General features: G+C 46.1%; 14 protein-coding genes, 1 tRNA gene, 1 rRNA gene and 1 other annotated feature. Of the genes, 14 read left to right on the top strand and 2 right to left on the bottom strand.

The annotated features are described in order from the left end of the window. Window positions 1–94 (top strand): 23S ribosomal RNA (locus ACFYU8_RS31125); the annotation flags it as partial. A 107-nt stretch (window positions 95–201) separates the two neighbouring features. Here the strand turns inward: ACFYU8_RS31125 and ACFYU8_RS31120 are convergent. Then, window positions 202–1,215 carry a YaaC family protein gene (locus tag ACFYU8_RS31120; RefSeq protein ID WP_390307085.1) on the bottom strand — a complete coding sequence of 338 codons (1,014 nt, stop codon included), beginning with the start codon at window positions 1,213–1,215 and terminating at the stop codon, window positions 202–204. 166 nt (window positions 1,216–1,381) lie between these two features. Here ACFYU8_RS31120 and guaB point away from each other — a divergent pair, with 166 nt between their 5' ends. The 13 genes from guaB (at window position 1,382) to ACFYU8_RS31055 (ending at window position 15,685) form a co-directional block, all read left to right on the top strand. Further along, on the top strand, window positions 1,382–2,842 hold the full coding sequence (gene guaB, locus ACFYU8_RS31115) for an IMP dehydrogenase (RefSeq protein WP_390307087.1): 1,461 nt from the start codon (window positions 1,382–1,384) through the stop codon (window positions 2,840–2,842). A 189-nt stretch (window positions 2,843–3,031) separates the two neighbouring features. Next, window positions 3,032–4,348 (top strand): D-alanyl-D-alanine carboxypeptidase family protein, encoded by a 1,317-nt coding sequence (locus ACFYU8_RS31110; protein ID WP_390307089.1) that lies wholly within the window; start codon window positions 3,032–3,034, stop codon window positions 4,346–4,348. Between the two features lie 105 nt (window positions 4,349–4,453). Next, window positions 4,454–5,338: a pyridoxal 5'-phosphate synthase lyase subunit PdxS gene (pdxS, locus tag ACFYU8_RS31105; RefSeq protein ID WP_012683798.1), complete on the top strand. Its 885-nt coding sequence runs from the start codon at window positions 4,454–4,456 to the stop codon at window positions 5,336–5,338. A gap of 10 nt (window positions 5,339–5,348) precedes the next feature. After that, entirely contained in the window at window positions 5,349–5,924 is a 576-nt protein-coding gene (gene pdxT, locus ACFYU8_RS31100) for a pyridoxal 5'-phosphate synthase glutaminase subunit PdxT (RefSeq protein WP_390307091.1), read from the top strand. 129 nt (window positions 5,925–6,053) lie between these two features. Continuing rightward, window positions 6,054–6,278: a binding site (T-box leader), on the top strand. Window positions 6,279–6,331: 53 nt separating this feature from the next. Next, on the top strand, window positions 6,332–7,612 hold the full coding sequence (gene serS / locus ACFYU8_RS31095) for a serine--tRNA ligase (RefSeq protein ID WP_390307093.1): 1,281 nt from the start codon (window positions 6,332–6,334) through the stop codon (window positions 7,610–7,612). Window positions 7,613–7,850: 238 nt separating this feature from the next. Beyond that, window positions 7,851–8,033: a hypothetical protein gene (locus ACFYU8_RS31090; RefSeq protein WP_390307095.1), complete on the top strand. Its 183-nt coding sequence runs from the start codon at window positions 7,851–7,853 to the stop codon at window positions 8,031–8,033. Further along, entirely contained in the window at window positions 8,030–9,637 is a 1,608-nt protein-coding gene (gene aceB / locus ACFYU8_RS31085; protein WP_390307097.1) for a malate synthase A, read from the top strand. The genes ACFYU8_RS31090 and aceB overlap by 4 nt, the downstream gene beginning before the upstream one ends. A gap of 26 nt (window positions 9,638–9,663) precedes the next feature. Next, on the top strand, window positions 9,664–10,953 hold the full coding sequence (gene aceA / locus ACFYU8_RS31080) for an isocitrate lyase (protein ID WP_390307100.1): 1,290 nt from the start codon (window positions 9,664–9,666) through the stop codon (window positions 10,951–10,953). A gap of 162 nt (window positions 10,954–11,115) precedes the next feature. Then, window positions 11,116–12,630: a YcdB/YcdC domain-containing protein gene (locus ACFYU8_RS31075; RefSeq protein ID WP_390307103.1), complete on the top strand. Its 1,515-nt coding sequence runs from the start codon at window positions 11,116–11,118 to the stop codon at window positions 12,628–12,630. Window positions 12,631–12,675: 45 nt separating this feature from the next. Beyond that, entirely contained in the window at window positions 12,676–13,212 is a 537-nt protein-coding gene (locus ACFYU8_RS31070) for an RNA polymerase sigma factor (RefSeq protein ID WP_390307105.1), read from the top strand. Continuing rightward, complete coding sequence (locus tag ACFYU8_RS31065; protein WP_390307107.1) at window positions 13,199–14,848, top strand: YcdB/YcdC domain-containing protein; 1,650 nt, start codon at window positions 13,199–13,201, stop codon at window positions 14,846–14,848. The genes ACFYU8_RS31070 and ACFYU8_RS31065 overlap by 14 nt, the downstream gene beginning before the upstream one ends. Before the next feature lie 107 nt (window positions 14,849–14,955). Beyond that, window positions 14,956–15,032 (top strand) — tRNA-Arg (locus ACFYU8_RS31060). 143 nt (window positions 15,033–15,175) lie between these two features. Then, on the top strand, window positions 15,176–15,685 hold the full coding sequence (locus ACFYU8_RS31055; protein ID WP_390307144.1) for a hypothetical protein: 510 nt from the start codon (window positions 15,176–15,178) through the stop codon (window positions 15,683–15,685). Between the two features lie 39 nt (window positions 15,686–15,724). Here the strand turns inward: ACFYU8_RS31055 and ACFYU8_RS31050 are convergent, their stop codons facing one another. After that, window positions 15,725–16,150, bottom strand: coding sequence for a DUF7832 domain-containing protein (locus tag ACFYU8_RS31050; protein WP_390307109.1), 426 nt, complete (start codon window positions 16,148–16,150; stop codon window positions 15,725–15,727). Window positions 16,151–16,449 lie beyond the last annotated feature (299 nt).

Here is a 16,449-nt window from a genome sequence, read left to right as displayed (position 1 = left end):
AGACCCCTCATAGACGATGAGGTTGATAGGTTCGGTGTGGAAGCGCGGTAACGCGTGGAGCTGACGAATACTAATCGGTCGAGGACTTATCCACACATTTAGCAATTGATCATGCAGATCCAGTTTTCAGGGAATAAAAGAAACCTTCTTGCTGATGATGGCAGGAAGGTTTTTTTGTGTAGAAAAAGCAGTAGCGATAAACTAATACGGATCGGAGGGTAAAGAGGGAAGGGGCATCCGGTGATTTCGGTGAAAATGCTTTCGAATAACCGAGGGGAAAGTATCCATGTGATTATCCAAAAAATGTTCGACTAAATATCGCTCAACAAGTCCGTGAGACATCGTTAGCTCTCCCCACCACTCCGTTTCATAGCGGCAAAGCATGCTGAGTAAATAAAGCAGCAAGTAATGACTGGCCCATTCAGGAAGAGGCAGAGAAGAAGCAGAACCATTCCAAAAGAAGAGGACGTTCTGATGCAAACGAAATAAGGGGTGTTGATCCAGTTCAGACAGGGCACACTGAGGAAGGGTCAGTTCCTTTATGTTTTTATTTTTTTCCGAGGTGAGTTTTTCTAAGTTGCAATCAGCTGGAGCTAGCCTGCGAATGTATTGTATGAAGGTCTCTGTTGAATAGGATAATGGCCCGTCCGTTTTTTCAGGAAAGGTAATGCGAACCAAATCATCCTGGCTTATATAGTCAATCTTTAACGTTAACCAGTTACGTGGTTTATTCGTAGCAATTCCATAACTATCGCTGACGATGGGGATAGATGAAAATAAGTCATGGACTAGATAGCGGTCTTGTAACGGTGAAAGCTGAAAAGCTTGAGCTAGTTGTGCAAAAAAACCTTCCTTTTGTGGTCGTACTTCGTCCTCCATGAGCATATAGGCGTTTCGTTTAAGCTTTCGTGTCGTGACACCATGTTGAAGAACGCGGCTGTTTTGGGGATAATACGGATCACGAGTCAACAACATCGCCTTTAACAAGTGAGAGCAGCCATAAAACAGCAACAATGGCTGGATGGACAAGTCGGCAACAGCGGAAGTGGAATAAAAATGCCTGGCTTGTCTCCATAGATACAGGAAACGCGAGCTTTGTTGAAAAGCTAGCCTCTCCGCATGCTCAACACCCATGGCATGGTAGCAGGCAGCCAAATATTTACGTGCAGTTGGTTCTGTTTCAAAATAGCGTAATGTTTTCCAAGCGTTATCCATGATAACCACCTTTACCAATTTTCGTAATATGGTTAAGTTTCCCTAATTGTTTTTTGATTTATCTGTCTAATCCAATCTATAACCGAACATTGTACTCATTTCTTGACAGTAAATTAAGCCGTTTGTTAAACTGTCTTAAACTATTCGCCGAGAGGAGCTTTTAACTGTGCGGGAAGACAAATTTGTTAAAGAGGGTTTAACGTTTGATGATGTATTGCTCATTCCAGCAAAATCTGAGGTTTTGCCAAGGGATGTTGATCTACGAGTTCAATTGAGTGAGCATGTGAAGCTAAATATTCCCCTTATCAGTGCTGGTATGGACACCGTAACGGAGTCTGGACTCGCGATCGCTATGGCACGCCAAGGTGGTATCGGGATTATTCATAAAAACATGTCGATCGAGCAACAAGCAAGCGAAGTAGATCGTGTAAAACGTTCAGAAAGTGGCGTTATTACCAATCCATTTTCTTTGACACAAGAGCACACAGTCGAAGAAGCGAATGCTCTCATGGGTAAATATCGTATCTCCGGTGTTCCGATTGTCGATGAGAATCAAACATTGATCGGAATTCTTACCAACCGCGATCTGCGCTTTGTACATGACTTCTCCATCAAAATCAAAGATGTTATGACGAAGGAAAACCTGGTGACGGCTTCTGTTGGTACTACTCTGCAACAGGCAGAAGAGATTTTGCAAAAACATAAGATCGAAAAGCTCCCGTTGGTGGATGAGAACAACATCCTGCGTGGACTCATTACAATTAAAGATATTGAAAAAGCAATCCAATACCCGCATGCAGCAAAGGATACACAAGGCCGCTTGTTGTGTGGAGCCGCTGTAGGGGTATCAGCCGATACGTTTGAGCGTGCTGCTGCACTGGTACAAGCAGGCGTAGACGTATTGGTGATCGATACCGCTCATGGACACTCCAAAGGCGTAATCGAAACCGTAAAAGCGGTTCGTGAAGAATACCCAACGCTTACAATCGTGGCAGGAAACGTTGCGACTGGACAAGCTACTCGCGATCTGATCGAGGCTGGCGCATCTGTGGTGAAGGTTGGTATCGGTCCTGGTTCCATTTGTACAACTCGTGTCGTAGCAGGTATCGGTGTTCCCCAAATTACAGCGATTCACGATTGTGCACAAGTAGCGCGAGAGTACAATATTCCAATTATTGCCGACGGCGGCATTAAATACTCCGGTGATTTGCCAAAAGCAATTGGTGCAGGTGCTTCTGTGATCATGATCGGCAGTTTGTTCGCTGGTACAGAAGAAAGTCCGGGCGAATTCGAGATTTTCCAGGGGCGTCGTTTCAAGGTATATCGTGGAATGGGATCGATTGGCGCGATGAAAGCCGGCAGTAAGGACCGTTACTTCCAAGAAAACGCACAAAAGCTCGTTCCGGAAGGGATCGAAGGCCGTGTTCCTTACAAAGGCCCACTGGCAGATGTCACGTATCAGTTGATTGGTGGATTGCGTGCAGGTATGGGATACTGCGGAGCGAAGACCATCGAAGATTTGATTCAAAACTCCCAGTTTGTCCGCATTACCGGCGCTGGCTTGCGTGAGAGCCACCCACACGACGTACAAATTACAAAAGAATCACCTAACTACTCGATTTCCTAAACAAAAAACAGTTCGGAAGACCCACGTCCCCTTTCTTTTAAAAAGAGAGGGGATTTTTACTAGCTACTAACATGTGGAAATAGGAGGAATCACGCTTCAAGCGACCCTGCAACCTATGGTACACTTACAATTGTGTGCTTGTTTTCACGAAAAAATGAAATAGACAGAAATAGGAGAGTGAGAGATTACATGAAGCGAAAGACATGGACAAAGCGTTTGACAGGTCTGTTCCTTTCTGTCGCTGTTTTTGCTACAGCAATGGGAGGAACGGTTTCAAAGGTGGAAGCTGCCCCTGTAGCATCTCAAGCGAATTTACAACTGGAAGCGAAGTCTGCCATTCTTGTTGAGGCATCGACGGGAAGGGTTCTCTATAATAAAGATCCTGACGTAGCACTTCCGGTAGCTAGCATGAGTAAAATCATGTCCGAATATCTGGTTCAGGAAGCCGTCAAACAAAAGAAAATTAGCTGGGATGATGTTGTCCCGGTAAGTGAGTATGCTTTTTATATCGCGAAAATTTCAGATTCGTCTGGTGTGTACCTGAATTTAGGTGAATCATTTACAGTTAAACAATTGTCAGAAGCGATGACAGTCGTTTCTGCTAACGACGCAACCGTACTTTTGGCAGAGAAGGTCGCAGGCAGTGAAGCTGCCTTTGTTGAAATGATGAACAAAAAAGCAGTAGAGCTTGGTATGAAAAATACGATGTTTGTCACTTCTACAGGTTTGCCAGCTGATGAGTTGGGCCCGTATTCAGTGAAAACCGATCAAGCAGAAAATCTGATGTCGGCACGCGATTCGGCTATCCTCGCACGTGCTCTGATCCGTGATTTCCCTGAGGCATTGGAAGTTTCCAAAAAAACAAACTTCACATTCCGAACAGGTACCCCACAAGAGTGGAGCAAGAAAAGCTTCAACTGGATGCTGCCTGGTCTGATTAGCTCCTATCCGGGCGTAGATGGATTGAAAACAGGGCATACACTTGCAGCGGGCTATTGCTTTACAGGGACGGCTGTTCGTGACAACATGCGTTTGATTAGTGTAGTAATGAATACAGATAGCAATACAAAGCGTTTCGCGGAGACCAGAAAACTGTTTGACTACGGTTTTAACAATTACAAACTGACGAAACAAATGGACAAGAATGTACCAGTTAAAGGGTTTGAAATAGCCCCTGTGAAAAACGGTGTAGAGGTAACAGTTCCAGCCGTTACAGGTAGCGAAGTAAATATGATTACAAAGATCGGTACCGAAGCAAAATTCACACCAACGGTTACCTTCCAGGATCTGACCGCGCCAATTACGCAAGGACAGGTTGTCGGTAAGATCGTATTGAAAGAAGAAGGCATGAAGGATACGGATTATTTGCAGCCTGAAGACGCGACAAAAGCAGGTGTTGATGTAGTAGCGGGACAGGCAGTAGAGGAAGCCAGCTGGATTCGTCTGTTCTTCCGCAGTATTATAGAATTCTTCAGCAATTTGTTTAGCAGTGGAACAGGAAATTAAATAACTATTGTTTTCCCTTACATCTATCGTTTACAATGACGGTAACAGGAACCATAACACCGCATAACAGTTTCGGTTCTGACTCATGATGTAGGGGGTAATGACATGGTACAAGTAGGAACATCCCGCGTTAAAAGAGGTATGGCTGAAATGCAAAAAGGCGGCGTCATTATGGACGTCGTAAATGCTGAACAAGCAAAAATTGCAGAAGCAGCGGGTGCTGTTGCTGTAATGGCTTTGGAGCGTGTACCGTCTGACATTCGTGCAGCTGGTGGAGTTGCGCGTATGGCGGACCTTAGCATTGTAGAGGAAGTACTGAATGCTGTTTCGATCCCTGTTATGGCAAAAGCTCGTATCGGTCATTTTGTTGAAGCGCGTGTTCTTGAGTCTCTGGGTGTAGATTATCTCGATGAGAGTGAAGTACTCACTCCAGCAGATGACTTGTACCATATCAATAAAAAAGAGTTCACTGTACCGTTTGTATGTGGCGCCCGTGATCTGGGTGAAGCCCTCCGCCGTATCGGAGAAGGTGCATCCATGATCCGCACAAAAGGTGAGCCAGGAACCGGAAACATTGTAGAGGCTGTTCGTCATATGCGCACGATGATGTCCCAAATCCGCAAAGTGCAAGCTATGTCCTACGATGAATTGATGGCAGAAGCCAAAAACCTGGGTGCCCCATACGAACTGCTTGAAGAGGTACACAAAACAGGTAAGCTGCCAGTCGTAAACTTCGCAGCAGGTGGAGTAGCAACACCAGCAGATGCTGCCCTGATGATGCAATTGGGCTCCGATGGCGTGTTTGTAGGCTCTGGTATCTTTAAATCAGAGAATCCAGAGAAATTTGCTCGCGCGATTGTGGAAGCGACTACCCACTACACCGATTACGAACTGATTGCTCGCGTATCCAAAGGTTTGGGTACAGCAATGCCGGGAATCGAAATCTCCAAAATTCGTGAAGCTGATCGCATGCAAGAGCGCGGCTGGTAAGGTGAGTAGCATGAAAATCGGCGTACTCGCTCTACAAGGAGCTGTAGCAGAACATGTACGAATGCTAGAAGAAGTTGGTGCCACAGCCGTCCCGGTCAAAAAAGTAGAAGAACTGGATGACCTCGATGGACTGGTCATTCCCGGTGGAGAAAGCACCACGATTAGCAAGCTGATGCACAAGTACGGATTCATGGAGGCGGTTCAAGAGTTCGGTAAGGCGAACAAGCCGATCTTCGGAACTTGCGCAGGAGCGATTCTTCTGGCCAAACGGATTCAAGGACAAGACGATTGCCATTTAGGCCTGATGGAGATCAAAGTAGAGCGAAATGCCTTTGGTCGCCAAAAAGAGAGCTTTGAAGTCTTGATGCCTGTTGCGGGTGTGGCGGCAGATTATCCGGCAGTGTTCATCCGGGCACCGTATATAATGGAAGTCGGAGAGAACGGTCAAGTCTTGGCCAAGCACGAAGACAAGATTGTTGTCACCCGAAGCGGTCACTATCTGGCAGCAGCCTTTCATCCAGAATTGACCGAAGATACAAGACTGCACAAATACTTCCTCGACATGGTCAAGGAATACAGAAGCTAGTTGTAATACCAGAAGATCGGCCGTAAAAAAGGTGCCGATCTTCTTTTTTTTCTGTAAAGATCGAGGCGGGCTTCTCTTTACATACGTATAGAACCTGTAGTACAGTTAACAATAATAGTATTCATGAATGAGAATGCAATGATGAGAACAAGTACTTCACAAGAGCCAGGCCTAGAGAGTCGGTGGTAGGTGCAAACCGATCCGGTTAGGTGAAGGAATCCATCTCGGAGTGGCAAAGGAACAACAACTTTGCCCGGAACCGTCCCGTTATGACGGAAGAGTGGGCATATGCATGAGGATTGCTGCATATGTCAACGAGGGTGGCAACGCGGGTATACAACACTCGTCCCTTACCAGGGGACGGGTGTTTTTTGTTTTTTTTCAATACGATTCGGAGGGATTTACACATGTTGGACGTAAAAGTATTACGCCAGGATTTGGAAGAAGTAAAACGCCGTTTGGCTTACCGCAATGAAGATATTTCTGCGTTGGATCAATTCGTAGAAGTAGATGAAAAGCGTCGCCAAATCATCCAAGAAGCAGAAGCGCTGAAAAATAAGCGTAACACGGTATCCGAGCAAGTAGCGGTTATGAAACGCAATAAGGAAAATGCAGACCATCTGATCGCTGAAATGAAAGAGGTAAATGAGCGCATCAAGGCTTTGGATGAAGAGCTGCGCCAACTGGATGAACAGCTGGAGTTCATTTTGCTGAGCCTCCCGAACCTGCCGCACGAAAGCACGCCGATCGGTACGACAGAAGACGATAACGTGATTGCCTGGACATGGGGAGAGCCACGTGCATTTGACTTCGAGATTAAGCCTCACTGGGAGCTGGCTAGCCAAGCAGGCATCCTCGATTTTGAAGCGGCGGCAAAAGTAACAGGAAGCCGTTTTGTTTTCTATAAAGGGCTGGGCGCACGTCTGGAGCGCGCACTGATGAACTTCATGATGGATTTACACTCGAACGAGCATGGCTATGAAGAAGTGATCCCGCCGTATATCGTCAACCGTACGAGCATGACGGGAACTGGTCAATTGCCTAAGTTCGAAGAGGATGCATTCAAAATTGAGGGACCAGATTACTTCCTGATTCCAACTGCAGAGGTACCGGTCACCAATATGCATCGTGATGAAATCATGGATGGAGTGGATCTCCCTCGCTACTACACTGCATTCAGCGCATGTTTCCGTTCGGAAGCGGGTTCTGCTGGCCGTGATACGCGTGGTTTGATTCGTCAGCATCAATTCAACAAAGTTGAGCTGGTGAAATTCGTGAAACCAGAAGAGTCTTATGACGAACTCGACAAGCTGGTGAAAAACGCTGAAAAGGTGCTTCAATTGCTTGGAGTGCCATACCGTGTCCTGAGCATGTGCACAGGTGATCTCGGATTTACGGCTGCGAAGAAATTCGACCTGGAAGTTTGGATTCCGAGCGGCGGCACATACCGTGAAATCTCGTCTTGCTCGAACTTTGAAGATTTCCAAGCGCGCCGTGCCAATATCCGTTTCCGTCGCGATACGAAATCGAAACCGGAATTTGTGCATACATTGAATGGTTCTGGTTTGGCGATTGGACGTACAGTAGCAGCGATCTTGGAGAACTACCAAGAGGCAGACGGAACAATCATGATTCCAGAAGTTCTTCGTCCGTACATGGGCGGAGTTGACAAAATCGCGCCGAAGTAATAAGCGAGAGATTTAGAAAGCAGCTCTTGATCCATACGGGTCAAGGGCTGTTTTATATTGTGTACTAATACAGAGGTATTTTTTTAAAAACGTGTTGCACTGTATCAATCTCTGTTATATAATAAGAACAAATTTTAAGAATGTTGTTTTAATACAGAAATGGAGGAATGGAGAATGGACTGCTATCGGTGTGAAGGAAACGGAGAACAAAATTGCCCAAGATGTGGAGGCGTTGGTCATGATGACAACGGAGCGGCTTGCCACAATTGCTTGGGGGATGGGCATGTATGCTGCAGCCATTGCAGTGGCAGCGGATATCAGGAGTAAGGACATTTTTTTGTCACTACTGTTATATAATAAAAACATTTTTATTGATCTGTACCATAATAACTTTGGAGTGAGGGAGGAGGAGCTGTTTTGACTACCGTACCAACGAATCCATATCCGCTGGAGGTTCAGATTTCAGGTGAGATGCACCCCGGTTATCAAGATATCCTGACACCAGAAGCGATTCAATTCGTGATGAAGCTGGAGCAAAGGTTTGGCGACAGACGACAACAATTGTTGGCCAAACGCGTGGAGCGTCAATTGCAGATCGATGCAGGTCAACTGCCCGATTTTCTACAGGAAACAGCGGACATTCGTAAAGGAGATTGGACTGTTGCTCCATTGCCCAAAGATTTGCAAGACAGACGGGTGGAGATTACGGGACCTTCGGGTGACCGGAAAATGGTCATCAATGCACTGAACTCGGGTGCTCGGCTTTTCATGGCTGACTTTGAGGACGCGAACTCACCAACCTGGGAGAACACCATCCAAGGCCAAATCAACATGAAGGATGCGGTCCGCCGCAATATCTCTTACATCAGCCCGGAAGGCAAGTCATACTCCCTCAATGAAAAGACAGCGGTTTTGATCGTGCGTCCGCGTGGCTGGCATCTTGATGAAAAACACATCCGCCTCGACCAAAAACCGATTTCCGGAAGCTTGCTTGACTTCGGACTTTACTTTTACCATAACGTAGAAGCCCTCATGGCTAATCAGACAGCACCGTATTTCTACTTACCGAAATTGGAGAACCACCTAGAAGCTCGTCTTTGGAACGACGTCTTTCTTTTCGCGCAGGATGAATTAAATATTCCACGTGGCACAATTCGTGCGACCGTATTGATCGAAACGATTCTCGCAGCTTTTGAGATGGATGAGATTCTGTACGAGTTGCGTGAGCATAGTGCGGGACTGAATTGCGGACGTTGGGACTACATTTTCAGCTATATCAAAAAACTGCGGAATCAGCCTGATGTGATTACACCGGATCGTGCGCAAGTGACCATGACGGTTCCGTTCATGAAAGCATACACCACGCTGGCTGTGAAGACTTGCCACAAACGGATGGCGCCCTGCATTGGCGGAATGGCCGCACAAATTCCGGTGAAAAATGACCCGGTACAAAATGCAGAGGCCATTGCCAAAGTGCGCGCTGACAAAGAACGGGAAGCGTACGATGGACATGATGGGACTTGGGTTGCTCACCCTGGGCTAGTGCCGGTAGCCATGGAAGTGTTCGATCGCTTGATGAGAGAACCGAATCAAATCTGGTACAAACGTGAAGACGTAGACGTATCTGCTAGTAAACTGCTGGCAGTCCCAGAGGGCACAATTACAGAATCGGGTGTCCGCACGAACATTAGCGTGGGCTTGCAGTACATCGAGGCTTGGTTGCGTGGATCCGGGGCGGTGCCGATCAACAATCTGATGGAGGATGCGGCTACAGCGGAAATTTCACGGGCACAGGTCTGGCATTGGATGCGTCATCGTCACGGAGTCTTGCAGGATGGTAGAAAGGTGACAGAAGGCTTGGTGAAGCAGTGGCTGAGTGAGGAATTGCAAGCGATCAAGCAAGTAATCGGCCAGGAGAAGTACGAGAACAGCAAGTATCCGATTGCTGGTGATCTTTTCTTGCAATTAGTAACGACAGAAGATTTTGAAGACTTCCTAACTGTACCGGGCTATCGCTATTTGTAAAAATAAAAAGAGTGGGGGAAATGAAAATGACGAAAGTAAGCAAGCAAGAAACGATTCAACAGATGGAGCAAAGCTGGCAGGGTGAGCGGTTTCAGGGAATTACACGTCCGTATACGGTAGAGGATGTCGTTCGTTTGCGCGGTTCCGTACAAATCGAACATACGCTGGCTCGTCTGGGAGCAGAGCGACTGTGGGACCTCTTGCATACTGAGCACCATATTAAAGCGTTGGGGGCTTTGACCGGGAATCAAGCGATTCAGCAGGTAAAGGCAGGATTAAAAGCGATTTATTTGAGTGGCTGGCAGGTAGCGGCCGATGCCAATCTGTCTGGTCAGATGTATCCTGATCAAAGCCTCTACCCGGCAAACAGTGTTCCACAGGTCGTAAAAAGAATAAATCAGGCATTGCAGCGGGCGGATCAGATCGATCAATCAGAGGGCGGTACAGAGACGAATTGGTTTGCACCAATCGTAGCAGACGCAGAAGCGGGCTTTGGTGGGCCATTGAACGTCTTCGAATTGATGAAGGGTATGATTGAAGCGGGTGCAGCTGGGGTGCATTTTGAAGACCAGCTGGCTTCTGAGAAAAAATGCGGTCATATGGGCGGAAAGGTACTTATTCCGACGCAAGCAGCAGTGCGTAATCTGATTTCTGCCCGATTTGCTGCAGATGTGATGGGAGTCCCGACACTTATCGTGGCACGTACCGATGCCAATGGCGCTTTCCTGATCACCAGCGACATCGACGAGCAGGATAAACCATTCCTGACGGGTGAACGAACAGCAGAAGGATTCTTCCGTTTGCGTGGTGGATTGGATGCGGCGATTGCCCGTGGACTGGCGTACGCTCCCTATGCAGATTTGATCTGGTGCGAGACTTCTGAGCCGAATTTGGAGGAAGCACGCCGTTTTGCAGAAGCAATCCATGCCAAATATCCGGGCAAGCTGTTAGCCTACAATTGCTCTCCTTCTTTCAACTGGAAAAAGAAGCTGGATGAACAGACCATCGCTCGATTCCAAGAGGAGATCGGCGAGATGGGCTACAAGTTCCAATTTGTCACGCTTGCTGGCTTCCACTCCCTGAATTACAGCATGTTTGAACTAGCGCGCGGCTATCGTGACCGCGGAATGGCTGCCTACTCTGAATTGCAGCAGGCTGAGTTTGCCAGCGAAGTACATGGCTATACGGCGACCCGCCATCAGCGTGAAGTGGGTACCGGGTATTTCGATGAGGTTGCGCAGATTATCTCGGGCGGTAATTCTTCGACGACAGCATTGAGCGGGTCAACGGAAGAGGAGCAATTCGCTCATAACTAAAAAAGATACAAGAAAACCTTGCTTGTACAGTAAGGTTTTTTTGTTTTGTTCCGTAAATTTGTTTTTCTGGAAAGTGTAACCTTTTGAATGTTTTTACGAATAAGTCAATGTACAAAAAAGATCACGCAGCATCCACGTAACCAATAAAAAGGAGAGTAACCTATGAAGAAAACAATTTCGCAGGCGGTTTGTATGATGGGAGCCATGTGTGTGCTGGTCTCAACACCTGTAGCGTCAGCCCAGCAAGGAGAGTATCTGGCAGCAGCAAATCAAGCAAATATAGCGGATGATGTCATGAAAAAGGTAGAGGAATCACTAGCTAAAGCCGGGAAGCTATTACCGTATCTCAAGGAGTATACGTTCAAAACGGTAACGGTTGATAAAGAGAGGGCCAACATCATCTTTGTTCAGCTTAGAAAAGAGAAGGACCAAGAAAAGCCAATGGTAAACATGCAATTTGAAGCGAACTCTGGGAAATTAATTAATTTCAGGCTCGACGAAAAAACACAAGACGGAAAGATACCAACGTGGAAGGAGTCGAAAGAAAAGGCAACTGCTTTTTTGAAAGAGTGGTACGGTGCAGATATGGATGGTTATCAGCTTAATCCAACCTTTACGGAACACCACGGTGTTGTCTTTTCTAAATCAATAAACGGTTTACTGTATCCGAATCTGAGTGTAGGTATCGAGCTCAATGCCAAAGGGGAGGTTGTGTCCGGTGGTTCCGTTCATGTACCGGATTCCGAATTTTCCTACGAGACCCCTTCATTCGAAAAGACCTCTTTTCCCCAACCAAAAGAAGCATTGTCAAAGGAACAAATGACAAAAACAGTTGCTTCCCACTTGAAGTTGACCTATTGGGCAGATAAGAAGCTGCTTACGTATGAGCCCATGTTTTCAGGGTATCTGGATGCAACGACAGGGAAGCCCTTGGACGTTCCACAACAGAAGTATAACCTGACAGGAGAACTCATTAAAGTTACGCCGCAAGCTAAAAAACTGACAGCAAAAACAAAAGAGGACGTTTCCGCTTACGTGAAACAGGAACATAACGTAGACATAAAAGCAGGGGAATGGGAGGAAGAGAGTTTTCCGAAAACGGGGGTCAAGGCATTTATATGGAAGGAAGATACAGACGATGAAACTGAAGTAAAAGTAATGGAGAAAACAGGAGAGATTCTGTCCTTTTCTAAACAAGTACCGAGAATAGAGAAAAATAGTATGACGAGGGAAGAAGCACGCGCGCGAGCCATCAAGGAAATGGAAAAATATGTACCAACTGATATGGGGGAAATGATGGAAATCAGTGATACAAGTGATCTGAAAGGAGAGGAACGTGGGAGATTCCAATTTGAATTCGTCAAGATGCATCAAGGGATACCCGTAAACGACAGAAGCTTCTATGTCTGCATCGTAAACGGAAAGGTCACGAGTATGGGAACGACCAGCGAAACGGATTTCGTCGAACAGTTACCTGATCTAAAGGCAGGAGTCACTGCAGAACAGGCAGCTCAGGAATACCTGAAGCAATTTCAACTGGAGTATTTTTATCCTGAAAATAACGGGAACCAAGCGGTCTTGGTATACAAACTAGCGAGCGAGTATAGATGGTTCGATGGTCAAATAGATGCATCTACTGGAAAAATTATTCAAGATGAGGATAAAAAAACCGACTGATCTTGATCAAGGATCGAACAACATACGGGAAAGGAGGATGTGCGCATGGATGACGACCTCAATCAAAAAATGAGAAGTATCTATCAACAACACTACCTGGCTGTTTACGGTTTCTTGTTCCATTTCACCGGAAGCCAGAATGAAACCGAAGATTTGACGCAAGAAGTGTTTACCCGTGTAGTGAAGGTACTGCCGACTTACGATGGACGAGTAACTGTAAAGACTTGGCTGTTCTCTATCGCGAAGCATATTGCCGTCGATCATTATCGCAAGCAGAAGCTGTATGAACTGGTTTCCGAAAACTGGTTGACACGGTTAACAGCAAAACACGGGATACCAGAAGTAGAGTTGGATTATAAGGAAGAAATGCGGGAGATCAAAGATGCGTTACAAAGACTGAAGCCATCATATCGCATGGTCGTCATCCTGCGCAGTATAGAAGGGTACAGCATCAGGGAGACGGCGGAGCTTCTGGATATTTCGGAGGCGAAGGTGAAGGTCATTTATCATCGGGCTCTGAAAAAATTACAGCACTACCTGAAGGATTCGTTGGAAGGGGGAGTTCCACATGAGCTGGCATGAAGAAGAGCTGGAAAACCGACTGAGACGATTAAAGGAAACGGAATCGCCTCCTCGACTGGAATATATCAGGGAGACAGAGCGACGTTTAGAAATTCAAACCAATCGACTTAAGCGACGCATTCATTTTCAGCGTTTAGGGAATCGTGTGGCTGGTGTTGTTGCAATCGTGCTGTTGGGAGGATGGGTGTCCACGGAGAGTGGGCAGCAGAGCCTTCATACATTGTGGAGCTATACAATGAAGCATGAGCAACCCTCCTCGACCTTTATTCCCGCTCCCACTTTCGAATCTGCCCAGCCGTCGCCGGCCACACCTCCACCCACAATTACGAGGAAAGAGAACACGATCATAAATAGACCTGTCACAACAAATCGTTTCGAGAAGACAACCAAGCCCTTAGAACAAAAACAACCGCCAGCGAAGACTATGCCATCCGTTTCCACTTCGCAGATAAAGCAGCCTGTAACCGTAACGAATACAGCACCAATACCTCCTGCTGTGAAAAAAGCAGAAGCTTATGTGCAGGAGATGCTAGGGGAAGAAGGGATGCATTATCGGTATAATCCATCACAGTCAGATTTAAAAAGTGGAACGGTAGGATTTAGTCGGATTATTCATGGCATTCCAGTATATGAAGCAAGCTATACGGTTGAAATGAATGGTGACGAGGTATCACGGTTTCAAATCTCTCAGCAATCAGACCAAATCCAGTCTCTTGCGCAGATTCCCAAACCGACAGACGTACTATCGAAAGAAGAGGCGGAAGAAGCGATTGCTTCTACATTGCGTTTGGTGTACCGGGAAAAGGGAGGGACGACAGCCTCCTTACGCTACGAGCCGGAATTTTCCGGGTTCGTCGATGCCAGTACAGGAACGTTTGTCTCGAGCATAGGTATACCCATACAAAAGAATGAAGGAAAAAGGGTCATACCTGTAGCTGCTGAAGGTAGACGAATAGAAGCGAATAGAAGCGAAGAGGCTCTTTCCTTGCTTGTACAGGAATTTGGCTTGCCTTTCGCTACTGATAATTGGGAAGGATCGGTATCTTTCGGAAGGGATAGAATAAGGGAGATGCACTGGTCGGAGAAAGGAAGAGAACTGTCAGCTCGTTTTCATGAGAATGGACAATTGCTATCCTATCGAGTGAACAAAAGCAAAGATTCAAGGACCTCTTCCAGCAAAAATCAGGCCGCTTCGCCGGAAGTCTTCTTACCATCTGTGATTGAGCATCTGCAACGTTACCTGGACGAGTCGATCAAAGAGCTGGAGATGACAGGCATCAAAAGGGAAGCAGCAGAGATCCGATTCCATTTTAACAAGATGTATCAGGGTATCTCCGTAATCGACCACACTTATGAGGTGATTGTCGATACAGGCACGGGAGAAGTTGTAGGCATGTCAGGTTCATTTGGACAACAAGCCACTAGCTTCCCGGACCCTGCCAAAGCGATTTCCAAGGACGCCGCTGAGGCAACAATGAAAAAAAACCAGCCGCTGGCACTTGCATATATCTGGACCAATCAAAACGGCACAGCTGACATGCAGCCGCTTCTTGTATACCATGTTAACAAGGAAAAAGGAATCGAGACATCTATTGAAGCGATAACCGGAGCTGTACTTGAAGGGGTACAAGAATAACGGTGATGAATGGACAGAGATGAAGAAGGACCAGGGCATATTCACCCTGGTCCTTGATTGCTAAAAACGAGCAATCTCACTATAATGGAAGTGAATGTAAGTATCACGTCCCCGTAGCTCAGCAGGATAGAGCAACGGTTTCCTAAACTGTAGGTCGGAGGTTCGAATCCTCTCGGGGACGCCATTGTAGGAAAAACCTTGGTGTATCAAGGTTTTTTCTTTTTTATTGAGACGTGTATCATGTCTGAAATGTATAACGTATATCAAATGACGAACGAAATAAGGGGGGGATTTCTTTTGAAAAAAGTGATCGTAGTGTGTATGGCTATGGTCTTGACGATTTTCTTCAGCGGATGCAGCTCAGATGCGGTCGTACAGGATAAGACAGAGTCGCCACCTGCAAAAGAAGTAACGAACGCTGGCACAGAACAGAAACAATCGGTCGACAACTCTTCAAGCTATAACCAAATCGCAAGCTATATGGAAGAAGAGTGCAAAAAAGCTTTCTCCCCCTACTATGAGCTCGTCGAGTTTACTGTATCAGATTATGAAGAGAAAACAGTGGACGGAAAAGTAGAAGCGACATTCGCGTATCAAGTGAAATACAAAAACTTTGAGAAAGACCCTGAGACGGTGGACTACATCAAGGCCGCAAAAGAAAAGAACGATCCCCATTACCAACAGCTGTATGATGAATATTTGCAGCCCAAGGACATGAACTTTCATTTGAAAGCCGTAGTTGAAGATGCGGACTCCATAACCCTTTACACCAATGTGAGTCCAAAAGGAATCCAATGGGAAAAGGCAGTTATTTCTGATTTTATCCTGAAGAAATAGGATAGCGACTTGACCGTAGGGCCGCGTGGTTACGCGGTCTTATTCATTTTTCTCGCACCAGTACTCGTACTCATTGTCGATCCAATCTTTGATATGATCGTAATTCTCCCAAGTATCTTCCACGTGGTACACACTTGGCTCACAATCAAACGCTTCTAGATAATGATAGCGATACTCCCCCGTATCGAAATCGAAGTAAAACATCGCGAACTGATTTCCTACTTCATTCAACATGTCTTTAGCAAATACTCCACCCGTCTTCTCATAGACTTCAGGGCCAGTCATCTTCCTTTGTTTAAAATCAGCGATCAGGCTTTCGAAACTCTTCTGAAAATCCTCGCTAACCATATCATTTTCAATCAACCAGCCGATGAAAAAACCTGTATGTACGTAGGCCTGTTTTCGAGGAAGATCTTCCTCAAAGTTTTCATAATGATATTTCGCTTTATCGTATATCGTTGCCACTAGCAGATCCTCTCTTTCTATTTGCTCAGTTTCCAAAAATTATACAGGATAGATGTAATGATAAATAGTCAAAAGAGGATGAAGAAAGAAGCATAGGAATTTTACGGCATTGCCATGATGCGAAGTGGTAGTATTTAACTGTTATTTAGAGAGAGAACCATTGGCTGGTTCAAAGAGGGGTCATCTTTCATGCGGAAACTGCTTGCCTTTTTTGTTAGCGGTGTAATCATTAGTCTGTTAATCCTTCCTGTAGAACCTGCATCATCTAGAGGGTCAAGCTCGTCTAGTTCCAGTAGTTC

Origin of the sequence: Brevibacillus sp. NPDC003359, assembly GCF_042878995.1 — a bacterium.
GTDB lineage: Bacteria > Bacillota > Bacilli > Brevibacillales > Brevibacillaceae > Brevibacillus.
Note: the sequence above shows the minus strand (reverse complement) of the source record. Positions and strands in the feature narration are given on the sequence as shown.